General features: G+C 63.0%; 6 protein-coding genes. 4 read left to right on the top strand and 2 right to left on the bottom strand.

The genetic code is table 11. The features are described 5' to 3' along the window. The first annotated feature begins 3 nt into the window (after window positions 1–3). The 4 genes from BMX59_RS04665 to pbpC all read left to right on the top strand — a co-directional run bounded on the left by BMX59_RS04665 (window position 4) and on the right by pbpC (window position 9,869). Window positions 4–624, top strand: coding sequence for a lysophospholipid acyltransferase family protein (locus tag BMX59_RS04665; protein ID WP_071490877.1), 621 nt, complete (start codon window positions 4–6; stop codon window positions 622–624). 1 nt (window position 625) lies between these two features. Further along, window positions 626–1,558: a phosphatidate cytidylyltransferase gene (locus tag BMX59_RS04660; protein WP_017528659.1), complete on the top strand. Its 933-nt coding sequence runs from the start codon at window positions 626–628 to the stop codon at window positions 1,556–1,558. 225 nt (window positions 1,559–1,783) lie between these two features. Then, on the top strand, window positions 1,784–7,588 hold the full coding sequence (locus BMX59_RS04655; RefSeq protein ID WP_093120228.1) for an MG2 domain-containing protein: 5,805 nt from the start codon (window positions 1,784–1,786) through the stop codon (window positions 7,586–7,588). Further along, window positions 7,569–9,869 (top strand): penicillin-binding protein 1C, encoded by a 2,301-nt coding sequence (gene pbpC, locus BMX59_RS04650; RefSeq protein WP_093120225.1) that lies wholly within the window; start codon window positions 7,569–7,571, stop codon window positions 9,867–9,869. The genes BMX59_RS04655 and pbpC overlap by 20 nt, the downstream gene beginning before the upstream one ends. 86 nt (window positions 9,870–9,955) lie before the next feature. Here the strand turns inward: pbpC and glmS are convergent, their stop codons facing one another. Both glmS and BMX59_RS04640 read right to left on the bottom strand, forming a co-directional pair. Next, window positions 9,956–11,788 (bottom strand): glutamine--fructose-6-phosphate transaminase (isomerizing), encoded by a 1,833-nt coding sequence (gene glmS / locus BMX59_RS04645; RefSeq protein WP_092241519.1) that lies wholly within the window; start codon window positions 11,786–11,788, stop codon window positions 9,956–9,958. Between the two features lie 10 nt (window positions 11,789–11,798). Continuing rightward, window positions 11,799–12,566, bottom strand: a complete 768-nt coding sequence (locus tag BMX59_RS04640) for a DeoR/GlpR family DNA-binding transcription regulator (RefSeq protein ID WP_093120221.1) — start codon at window positions 12,564–12,566, stop codon at window positions 11,799–11,801. Window positions 12,567–12,673 lie beyond the last annotated feature (107 nt).

The following is a 12,673-nucleotide window of genomic DNA, read 5'->3' as shown; positions in this document are numbered from 1 at the left end:
CCCATGTTCGAACCCGTGGTCGCCACGCTGATTACCTCCATGGCCCGCACCGTCACCGGCGCCCGCAGCCTGTGGCTTGGGTGCGCGCCGGTGCCGGTGCAACGCATCTACTTCGCCAACCACAGCAGCCACGGCGACTTTGTGTTGCTCTGGGCGTCATTGCCGCAAAACCTGCGTAAATTCACGCGCCCGGTGGCCGGCAGTGATTACTGGAACAAAAGCGCCCTGCGCCGCTACATCATCAACCGGGTGTTCAACGGCGTGTTGATCGACCGCGAACGCAAGGACCCTGTGGATAACCCTCTACAGCCGATGCTCGACGCCCTGGAAGGCGGCGACTCGCTGATCATCTTCCCGGAAGGCACGCGCAACCTCGAAGACGGCCTGCTGCCGTTCAAAAGCGGCCTTTATCACCTGGCGAAAAGTTACCCACAGGCCGAGTTGATCCCCGTGTGGATCGCCAACCTCAACCGCGTCATGCCCAAGGGCCGCGTGCTGCCGCTGCCTTTGTTGTGCACCACCAGCTTCGGCGCCCCGCTGCAATTGGAAGACGGCGAAGACAAAGCCGCCTTCCTGGCCCGTACCCGCGATGCTCTGCTCGCCCTTGCTCCGGAGCACGTCTGACATGGATAGCCAAACCCTGATGTTGTTCGGCGGTATCGGCGCGATTCTGGTGCTGGCCTCGCTGATCGGCCTGATCCTCAAACTGCGCACCCGTGGTACGCCCAACGCGGTGATCGACAACCTCAACGCCCGCATCAACGCCTGGTGGGTGATGGTGGTGGTCATCGGCATCGCCTTCTGGCTCGGCACCGGCGCGGTGATCTTGCTGTTCTACGCCGTCTCGTTCTACGCCCTGCGCGAATTCCTCACGCTCACCCCCACCCGCCGCAGCGACTATCCCGCGCTGGTCGCCGCGTTCTACCTGGCGCTGCCGCTGCAATACCTGCTGATCTATTCGGACTGGTACGGGCTGTTCTCGATTTTCATCCCGGTGTACGTGTTCCTGCTGCTGCCGATCCTCGCCTCCCTGGGTGGCGACAGCACGCACTTCCTCGAACGTGCCTCGAAAGTGCAATGGGGCCTGATGATCGCAGTGTTCTGCGTATCCTTCGTGCCCGCCCTGCTCACCCTCGACATCCCTGGCTACGAAGGCCGCAACCTGTTGCTGATTGCCTACCTGGTGATCGTGGTGCAACTGTCGGACGTGCTGCAGTACGTGTGTGGGAAGTTGTTCGGGAAGCACAAGATCGCACCCAACCTGTCGCCCTCCAAAACCGTCGAAGGCTTCGTCGGCGGGATTCTCCTGTCATCCCTGATCGGCGCAGCCCTGTGGTGGACCACGCCGTTCAACCCGTGGCAGTCGTTCCTGATTGCGCTGCTGATCAACCTGCTCGGCTTTGCCGGCGGCATCGTGATGTCGGCGATCAAGCGCGACCGGGGCGTGAAGGACTGGGGGCATATGATCGAAGGGCACGGCGGGATGCTGGATCGGTTGGATTCGGTGTGCTTTGCGGCGCCGATCTTCTTTCACCTTGTGCGCTACTGGTGGACCTGAGGTCCGCTCTAAAGCCAGATAACGATCTGGCAGGTGGTGAGCGGGCTTGCCCCGCGTTGGGCTGCGCAGCAGCCCCATGACAAACCGCGCCTCGGCGGCGCGGCGTATCAGTTGTGAGGTGCGCCTCACTTTTGTGCAACACGCCTGGCGGGACGGTGTATCGGCGTCATCTTTTGTATCAAAGACGCGTGTAAGATACGCCGCACTTAGCCAGGGATGCTCACCATGTTCGATTCGTTCAAAGCGATCAGCCGCCGTATTCTCGGTGCGTTATTGACTGTGGTGGGGGCCGTCTTTGGCCAGTGGCATCCGCCGGTCTGGCTGCGTGCCGTTGGCCGTGGGCTGGCTAACCTGGGCAGCCAAGCCCGCGCTTATCCACGTCAAACCGGTGCCGGCGTAGTAGGCCTGGCGTTGCTGGCGGCCGCTGGTTTCTATGGCTGGCACTGGTATTCCAACCTGCCGCAACCACATACCGCGAGCTATTCGCTGCACAAACCGAACCTCACCGACTACACCCAGCCCACGCCGGTTGTGGATAACTTGCAGGTGCGCTTCGGCGAATCCGTGGCCCCGCTGGCGGCCATCGGCAAGCCGGTCACTGAGGGTATCACCCTGAAACCTGCGGTCGCAGGCACCTGGCGCTGGGCGGACGACCGCACCCTGTTGTTCGTCCCGGAAAACGACTGGCCCATCGACGCCCATTACACCCTCGACCTGGCGAAGAAAAACCTGCTGGCCGATGGCGTATTGCTGGACCAATACAGCACGCAGTTTTCCACCCAACCGTTCCGCGCCACCCTGGCGCAAAACGAGCTGTATCAGGACCCGTCCAACCCGACGCTGAAACAGCTGGTGGCGACCTTCCATTTTTCCCACCCGGTGGATGAAGACACCCTACGCAAGCGGGTGAGCGTGACCCTCGGCAAAGGCATGGCCTACCGCGACGCCCAGTTGCCCAACCGCCCGGAAATTACCTTCGACGAGAAGAAACTCAACGCCTACGTACGCTCCGCCGCCCTGGCCACGCCACTGGAAAGCACGCCAGTCAGCGCCCGGCTCGACGAAGGCATCAAGGCCCGCGACGGCGGCAACACCAGCACTGCGCCGCTGGTGGCGGAAGTCACCGTGCCCGGTCGCTATCGCCTGACCTTCACCGGGGCCGAAGTCAGCTTTGTCGACAACCAACGTGGTGAGCCGGAGCCCGTGCTGATGTTCAGCAGTTCCAGCGCCGTGGCCGATGAGACCATCGCTGGCAAGGTACAGGCCTGGCTCCTGCCGGAAAAAGCCCAGGACGACACGCGCCCCTATAGCAGCAACGACATCGATGACGCCCTGCTCGCCCGCAGCACCAAGGTCAACCTGACCCACGTGCCCAGCGTCGAGCCGCTGAACACCCTGCACGCCTTCAAATTCAAGGCTCCGGCCGGTCGCGCCCTGTATGTGCGAGTGCCCGCCAACCTGGAAGCCATCGGCGGCTACCTGGCAAAAAATCCTACGGCGTCGCTGATCAGCATGCCGGCGTATCCGCGTACCTTGCAGTTCCTGTCCGACGGCGCCTTGCTCAGCCTCAACGGCGAAAAACGCCTGGGCTTCATGGCCCGTGGCGTGCCCGGCGCCCATGTGGAAATCGCCCGCCTGCTGCCCAACCAATTGCAACACCTGGTGGACCAGAGCAGCGGCAGCTTTGCCCGGCCGAATTTCGGCAATGAGTATTTCGATCGCATGGTCGAGCGTCAGGCGTTGGATATCCCGCTGTCCTCCAATGACCCGGCGAAAACCGTCTACGACAATGTCGACCTCAGCCACTACCTCACCGCCAACGGCGGTCGGCGCGGCATTTTCGTGCTCAAGCTCAGCCCCCAGGACGACCCGGCCACGCGCACATTCGAGTACGAGCGCAGCAGCACCAGCGACCTGCGTTTCATCGTGGTGACAGACCTGGGCATCATCGCCAAGCGTTCCAGTGATGGCAGCCATGACGTGTACGTGCAATCCATCGGCAATGGTTCACCAGTGTCCGACGCGCAAGTCGACATCATCGGGCGTAACGGTTTGCCGGTGAGCAGCGGCCGCACCGACGCCGAAGGCCACGCGCACTTCGCCAAGCTGGATGAACTGCGTCGTGAGAAAACGCCATTGATGTATGTGGTCACCCGCGGCAATGACCAGTCGTTCCTGCCGATCGCCCGCCAGTCCCAGCAGTTGGATTTGTCGCGTTTCGACGTAGGCGGCCTGGAAGAAGACGGTGCGAGTGATCGTCTCAGCGCCTACCTGTTTACTGACCGCGGCCTGTACCGGCCCGGTGAAACCGCGCACCTGGGCATGATCGTGCGCAGTGGCAACTGGAAGGGCATGCTGCAAGGCCTGCCGGTGGAGCTGCAAATCACCGACCCGCGTGGGCTGGAGGTGATTCGCCAGCCGTTGAAACTGTCCGCCAGCGGCTTTGAAACCTTTGATTTCCCCAGCAGCGAAGTCGCCCCCGCCGGGGAGTACACCGCGACCTTGCAGTTGATCGGCCAGAAGCAGACGCGCACCGACCTGGGCAGCGTGAACTTCAAGGTCCGCGACTTCGAGCCGGACCGCATGAAAGTCAGCCTGAGCCTGCATGACACACCGGTGCAGGGCTGGATTGCACCGGACCAAGTGGTGGCCAAGGTCACCGCCATGCACCTGTTCGGCGCTCCGGCTGCGGGCCGTCGTGTCACCGCGAAGATGTCCCTGAGCCCGACGCTCGCGGCATTTGATCGCTACCCGGACTACCGTTTCCGCCTTAACGATTCCCTGGAAGACGCCACGACCGAAGATCTGGCCGAAACCACCGTCGACGACAACGGCCAGGCCGTGATCGACCTCAACCTGCAACGCTTTGCCAACAGCACCTATCGCTTGCAGGTGATGACCCAAGTGTTCGAGGCCGAAGGCGGTCGCAACGTGGCGGCGCAAAGTGCCCTGCTGGTGTCGTCCGCGCCCTACCTGGTGGGTGTGAAAAGTCAGGATTCGCTGTCTTACGTCGCCAAGGATGCACCGCGCCAGGTGCAATGGCTGGCCGTCGCGCCGGACCTGACACCACTGGCGGTGGACGGCCTGACCAGCGAAGTGGTCGAGCACCGTTACGTGTCGGTGCTGGTGAAACAGTCCAACGGCACCTACAAGTACGAGTCACGCATCAAGAACATCAGCCAGCCGGCGTCACCGTTGGTGATGACGAAAGAAGGCGCCAAGCAGACGCTTAACACGTCGACACCGGGCGATTTCACCCTGCAGTTGAAGGACGCCAACGGCAACCTGCTCAACCAGATCGACTACAGCGTGGCCGGGCGTGGCAACACCTCGCGCTCCCTGGAACGCAATGCCGAGCTGCAACTGCGCCTGGATAAACGCAGCTATGCCACCGGTGATGAAATCGCCATCAGCATCCGTGCCCCGTACACCGGCGCCGGCTTGATCACTATCGAACGGGACAAGGTCTACACCCAGCAGTGGTTCAAGGCCGACAGCACCAACAGCGTGCAACATATCCGTGTTCCCGCAGGGCTTGAGGGCAATGCCTACGTGAACGTGCAGTTTGTGCGCGACATGGGCTCGGCCGAGGTGTACATGAGCCCGCTGTCCTACGGCGTGGTGCCGTTCAGCATCAACCTGGATGCGCGGCGCATGGCCTTGAAGGTGGAGGGTCCGGCGAAGATCGAGCCGGGGCAGACGCTGGATATCAAGGTCAACGCTGATCGCCCGGGCCGCGCCGTGGTATACGCCGTCGATGAAGGCATCCTGCAAGTAGCGCGCTATCAGACACCGGATCCGCTGGGCTTCTTCTTCCAGAAGCGTGCGCTGGAAGTCGGCACCAGCCAGATCCTTGACCTGATCCTGCCGGAATTCAGCCGCCTGCTCAGTGGGGCGGCGCCCGGTGGCGATACGGAAGGTGCGCTGGCCAATCACCTCAACCCGTTCAAGCGTAAACACCAGCCGCCGGTGGCCTGGTGGTCCGGGCTGGTGGACTTGCCGGCCGGCGAAACCGTGCTGCATTACCAGGTGCCGGACAGCTTCAACGGCAAGCTGCACCTGTTTGCGGTGGCCGTGGACAGCGACAGCGTGGGTGTGAGCGAAGCCAGCACCGACGTACGCGGGCCGATCGTGATCACACCGAACGTGCCGGCCTTTGTGGCGCCGGGGGATGTGTTCAACGTCAGCGCCGGGGTGTTCAGCAACCTCGACGCAGCGGCGAACGTGAAGTTTGAAGTGCAGACCAGTGACGGTCTGGTGGTGCAAGGCGATAAGGGCAGCACACTGTCCCTGCAACCGCGCAAGGAAGGCACGGCCGAGTTCAAGATCAAGGTCGGCGACACCCTTGGTTCGGCGGATTTGCGCTTTGTCGCGGTGTTGCCGGATGGCAAGCGCATCCAGGTCGCCGAAACCACCTCGATCCGCCCGCTGAGCGAACATCGCGTCGCCCTGAGCCTGGGTCGCTTCGACAGCGCCAGCAAAGAGCTGAAACCGGCCCGCGAACTGTTCAGCCAATTGCGCGATGTGCAACTGGGCGTGGCCGCCTCGCCGCTGGTGTGGGCAAACGGCCTCAAGCATTACCTGGACGACTACGGCTACGCCTGCACCGAGCAACTGGTGTCCAAGGCCATGCCGGCATTGATCTGGGGCGGCAACGCCCCGGAAGCCGAGCAAGCGTTCGGCAGTGCAGTACGCATGCTGCGCCAGCGTCAGAACCAGGCCGGTGGCTTTGGCTTGTGGGCGGCCAACCCGGATGTGGCGCCCTACGCCAGCCTCTACGCCACCGACTTTCTGATCGAAGCCAAGGAGCGCGGGCTGCCAGTGCCGGAAGACCTGCTGGTGCGCTCGAATGCGTACCTGACCGATCTGGCCAATGGTCCCAGCGAAGGCCTGTCGGAATTGCGCAACCGCGCCTACGCCAGTTACCTGCTGAGCCGTCAGGGGATTCTGGTGAGTGGTGCACTGAGCGATATCCGCGAGCGCTACGAAAGCTACTTCAAGGACACCTGGCAGAACGACCTGGGCGCCGCTTACCTGGCAGCCAGCTACAAGCTGCTCAAGCAGGATCGCCAGGCCGATACCCTGTTCCGCAAGGTGCCATGGCGCGCCCTTGTGGATAAGTGGGACAGCGACGGCCTGTATTACGACCCGCTGGTGCACGACGCCGAACACCTGCATCTATTGGCACGACACTTCCCGGAGCTGATGGACGATGTGCCTACAGCGCTGTTGGATAAACTCGGCAAACGTCTCAACGAACAGCGCTATAACTCGCTGTCGGCGGCCCTGTTGCTGCGTGCCCTGGACAACTACGGCCAGCGTGCGCAAAGCGACATGACCCTCAAGGCCACCGCCTGGCTGGGTGACAAGCAACAGCAATTGCTGGAGATGGCCGGCCAGCCGCCGCGCGCCGCCGTGCCGGGCAACACGCAAAAGCTGGTGATGGAAAAATCCGACGGCCCGACCGCGTTCTACATGCTCAGCGAAGCCGGTTTCGACAAGGGCGCCAAGCTCAAGCCGATCAACAATGGCCTGGACATCATCCACGAATACCTCGACCTCAAGGGCGAGCCCGTGAGCAAGGTTGCGGTGGGTGATGAGTTCCTGGTGCGCCTGCGCCTGCGCGCTACCGACCGCGATCAGGTACAGCAAGTGGCCGTGGTCGACCTGCTGCCGGGTGGCGTCGAGCCTGTGTATAACTTGCCGCCGGAGCCAGAAGCCGCCAGCACGGAGGAAAACGAGGGCGAAGAGTCCGAGTACGTGGAAGCAGACAGCCAGGAAGAGCAGAGCTGGCAAGCCCCCATCGGCGAAACCGAGCTGAGCAACTGGCAGCCGGACTACGTGGATGTGCGTGATGATCGCGTGGTGTTGTACGGTACCGCGCTGCGTGATGTCGGCACGTTCGTCTACCGTGTACGCGCCACCAACGCCGGCACCTTCAACACGCCACCGGCCTACGCCGAAGGCATGTACGAGACCACCCTGCAAGGGCGCGGCAAAGTAGGCCAGCTTGAAATTACCAAGCCTTAAGCGCCTGGCGCCGCCGCTGCTCGTAGCGGCGGCGGTGCTGGTGGGCCTGCGGCTCTGGCCCCATGCCCCGCTGGCACAGGCTGTCAGCTCATCGCGGGTAGTGTTGGCCGACGATGGTTCACTGCTGCGCATGACGCTGGCGGATGACGGTCAATACCGCCTGTGGCTACCGCTGGAGCGGATCTCTCCTTCGCTGGTCCAAGCCTTGCTGCTCAAGGAAGACCGCAATTTCTACTGGCATCCGGGGATCAATCCCCCGGCGTTGCTGCGGGCGGCCATGGCCACCTACAGCGGTGGCCAGCGCCAGGGCGGCTCGACCTTGAGCATGCAACTGGCCCGGCGCCTGTGGGACCTGAACACCCGCCAGGTGCCGGGCAAGTTGCAGCAGATGGCGCTGGCGCTGTGGCTGGAGGCACGCTACAGCAAGCACGATATCCTTGAGGCCTACCTGAACCTGGCGCCCATGGGCGGCAATATCGAAGGGGCTGAAGCCGCAAGCCGTATCTACTTCGGCAAGTCGGCGACGCAGCTGTCGCTGTCCGAAGCGCTGGCGCTGGCGGTGATTCCGCAACAGCCGGGGCGGCGGGCGCGCTTCGGGCCCTCACTGCAAGATGCGCGACTGCGCTTGATGGCGGACTGGCGCCAGACTTATCCACAGGACCCGCGCAACGGCAGCCTGCTCGATTTGCCTTTGGAAGCGCGCAACCGCCAGCAGATCCCGTTCCTCGCCCCGCACCTGAGTGAACAGCTGCTGGCTTCCCAAGCCGGCAATGAATTGAACAGCACCCTCAACCTGCCGTTGCAGCAACTGCTCGAACGCCTGATCACCGGGTTTATCGCCGAGCGGCGCAGCACAGGGGTGGAAAACGCCACGGCGATCCTGATCGACAGCCGCGACCAGAGCGTCAAGGCACTGGTGGGCTCGGCGGATTACTTATCCACAAACCTGCACGGTCAGGTGAATGGCGTGCTGTCGCGACGCTCGCCGGGGTCGACGCTCAAACCCTTTCTATACGGGCTGGCGCTGGACCAGGGGGTCATCCACCCCATGAGCATCCTTAAAGACTTGCCCAGTAACTTCGGCTACTTCCAACCGGAAAACTTCGACGGCAGTTTTGTCGGCCCGCTGACAGCGCGAGATGCGTTGATCCGCAGTCGGAACATCCCGGCGGTGTGGCTCGCCAGCCAAGTGAAGTCCCCGTCTCTATACGGATTGCTGCAACGCGCCGGCATCAAAGGCCTGCGCGACGAGAGCCACTACGGCCTGGCCCTGGCCCTCGGTGGCGGCGAGATGACCCCGGAAGAACTGGCGCGGTTGTATGTGATGCTGGCCGGTGACGGGCACCTGCGCCCGTTGCGCTATTTGCAGGAACAGCCGCAATCCACCGGCGCGCCGTTGCTCACGCCCCAGGCCGCGTTCATGGTGCGCGACATGCTGCGTCGCAACCCACGCCCGGATGGCCTGCCCGGCCGCCACTGGCGCACCGCCTGGAAGACCGGCACCTCCTGGGGCTTTCACGATGCCTGGAGCGCGGGGCTGGTCGGCCCTTACGTGCTGGTGGTGTGGGTGGGTAACTTCGATGGCCACCCGAACCCGGCGTTTATCGGTGCCAAGACCGCTGCGCCGCTGTTCTTCCGCATCGCCGACGCCCTGCCCCTGGCCTTGCCCAACACCGTCATCAAGCCTGACAAACCGCCCGCCGGGCTGGTGCGCATCGACGTCTGCGCCGCGTCCGGCGAGCTGCCCAACCGTTGGTGCCCGCAAACCCGCAAGACCTGGTACATCCCCGGCGTCTCGCCGATTCGCGTGTCCAACCTGCACCGCCCGGTGCTGATCGACACCCGCACCGGCAAGGCCGCCTGCCCGCCGTTCGATCCGCAGTACACCCGCGAAGAAGTCTTCGAATTCTGGCCCAGCGACGTGCAACGCCTGTACCGCGCCGCCGGCCTGCCCCGGCGCACGCCGCCCAGTGTGATGAAAAACTGCCAGCCCAACCGCCTGAGTGACCAGAGTGAAGCGCCGCAGATCCGCTCGCCACTGACCCAGGTGAGCTACCAGTTGCGCTTGTCTCAACCCCAGGAAAGCATCCCGCTGAATGCCAATGCGGCCAGCGATGCGGCGACGCTGTATTGGTTTGCTGATCAAACCTTGATCGGCCAGGGTTCGCCGCAGACCACGCTGAACTGGCGGCCGGGCAAGTCGGGGGAGTATCGGTTGCGGGTCAGTGATGATCAGGGGCGCAGTGCGAGCCGGGGGTTGAAGGTGGAGTTTGTACCTTAGGGGGACTGCCGCACTTAACGTAGTTTGATTCCCCTCTTCCCCGAGTTGATGCTGGAGACCCTATCGGGCCTCCAGGGTGTGGCGGGTTACTCCACCGTCACCGACTTCGCCAGGTTACGCGGCTGGTCCACGTCGGTGCCTTTAAGCACGGCCACGTAGTACGACAGCAATTGCAGCGGGATGGTGTAGAGAATCGGCGACAGGGTGTCGTGGATGTGCGGCATGTTGATGACATGGGTGCCTTCACCGTTGGTCATGCCGGCCTTTTCGTCGGCGAACACCACCAGTTGGCCGCCACGAGCGCGGACTTCCTGCAGGTTGGACTTGAGCTTCTCCAGCAGTTCGTTGTTCGGCGCCACGGTGACCACGGGCATGTCGTCATCCACCAGGGCCAATGGACCATGCTTGAGCTCACCGGCCGGGTAGGCTTCGGCGTGGATGTACGAGATTTCCTTGAGCTTGAGCGAGCCTTCCATCGCCACCGGGTATTGCGCGCCACGGCCGAGGAACAGGGTGTGGTTCTTGTCGGCGAACAGCTCGGCGACTTTTTCCACGGTGCTGTCCATGGCCAGGGCTTCACCCAGGCGGGTTGGCAGGCGGCGCAGTTCTTCGACCAGGGTGGATTCGACGCCTTCGGCGAGGGTGCCGCGAACCTGGCCCAGGGACAGGGTCAGCAACAGCAGGCCAACCAGCTGGGTGGTGAAGGCTTTGGTGGACGCCACGCCGATCTCACGACCGGCCTGGGTCAGCAGGGTCAGGTCGGATTCACGCACCAGCGAGCTGATGCTGACGTTGCAGATGGCCAGGCTGGCGAGGAAGCCCAGCTCTTTGGCATTGCGCAGCGCGGCCAGGGTGTCGGCGGTTTCACCGGACTGGGAGATGGTCACGAACAGGGTGTCAGGCTGCACCACCACTTTGCGGTAGCGGAACTCGCTGGCAACTTCCACTTGGCACGGGATGCCGGCCAGTTCTTCGAGCCAGTAACGGGCAACCATACCGGCGTGGTAGCTGGTGCCGCAGGCGACGATTTGCACGTTGCGCACTTTGGCGAACAGCTCGGCAGCTTGTGGGCCGAAGGCATTGACCAATACCTGGTGCTGGCTCAGGCGACCTTCGAGGGTGCGTTGCACCACTGCGGGTTGCTCGTGGATTTCCTTGAGCATGAAGTGGCGGTACTCGCCCTTGTCGGCCGCTTCGGCACCGTCGCGGTATTGCACGGCTTCGCGCTCGACGGACTGACCGTTCACGTCCCAGATCTGCACGCTTTCACGGCGGATATCAGCAATATCGCCTTCTTCCAGGTACATGAAGCGGTCGGTGACCTGGCGTAGCGCCAGTTGGTCGGAGGCGAGGAAGTTCTCGCCCAGGCCCAGGCCGATCACCAGCGGGCTGCCACTGCGCGCGGCAACCACGCGGTCGGGCTGGCTGGCGCTGACCACGGCAAGGCCATAGGCGCCGTGCAGTTCCTTGACCGTGGCCTTGAGGGCAACCGTCAGGTCACCAAGGTCCTTGAGCTTGTGGTTGAGCAGGTGGGCAATGACTTCGGTGTCGGTGTCCGAGGTAAATACGTAGCCCAGGCCCTTGAGTTGTTCGCGCAGTACTTCGTGGTTTTCGATAATGCCGTTGTGGACCACGGCCAGGTCGCCGGAGAAATGCGGGTGGGCATTGCGTTCGCACGGTGCACCGTGGGTCGCCCAGCGGGTGTGGGCAATGCCCAGACGGCCTACCAGCGGCTCGCCAAGCAGCGCTTGCTCCAGCTCGCTGACCTTGCCCGGGCGGCGCATGCGCTCAAGTTTGCCGGCATTGGTGAAGACGGCCACACCGGCGCTGTCATAGCCACGGTATTCAAGGCGCTTGAGGCCTTCGAGCAGGATGGGAGTGATGTTGCGTTCAGCGACTGCGCCTACGATGCCACACATGGTGTTTCTCCTAGATGATTGCCGCGCATATCAGCGTAATGCCGCGGGCTTGGATCTGGTCGCGGGCCTCGAGCGGCAGGCGATCATCGGTGATAAGGGTATGGACACTGCTCCACGGCAGTTCCAGGTTGGGAATCTTGCGGCCGATCTTGTCGGACTCGACCATCACCACCACTTCACGGGCGACCTCGGCCATGACGCGGCTCAGGCCCAGCAATTCGTTGAAGGTGGTGGTGCCGCGCTCCAGGTCGATGCCATCAGCCCCAATGAAAAGCTGGTCGAAGTCGTAGGAACGCAGTACTTGCTCGGCGACCTGGCCCTGGAATGAATCCGAATGCGGGTCCCAGGTGCCGCCGGTCATCAGCAGCACCGGCTCGTGTTCCAGTTCGCTCAAGGCACTGGCCACGTGCAGGGAGTTGGTCATCACCACCAGGCCGGGCTGGTGGCCCAGTTCAGGGATCATCGCGGCGGTAGTGCTGCCGCTGTCGATAATGATGCGGGCGTGTTCGCGCAGGCGCATCACAGCCGCACTGGCGATGGCGCGCTTGTACACCGAGATGGGTTGGGTGGCGTCGCCCACCAGTTCCTGGGGCATGGTGATCGCGCCGCCGTAGCGACGCAGCAGCAGGCCGTTGCTTTCCAGGGCAGCCAGATCTTTACGAATCGTAACTTCCGACGTTTCGAAACGCTTGGCCAACTCGTCCACGCTGACTTCGCCCTGTTCATTGAGCAAGGTCAGGATGTTGTGGCGTCGTTGGGGTGTATTTCGTTTCGACATGGTAATGACAAGTTTCGTTTCGAAAGATAACGAAGGCAATCAAAACCTATTGGCGAAAGGTCGTCAAGCGGGACGCAGCAAATTTTTATACGACACAGAGCAAATGT

Source organism: Pseudomonas sp. NFR09, from assembly GCF_900111535.1.
Taxonomy (GTDB): domain Bacteria; phylum Pseudomonadota; class Gammaproteobacteria; order Pseudomonadales; family Pseudomonadaceae; genus Aquipseudomonas; species Aquipseudomonas extremorientalis.
The sequence above is the reverse complement of the archived record's forward strand: the minus strand, read 5'-3'. Positions and strand labels throughout refer to the sequence as shown.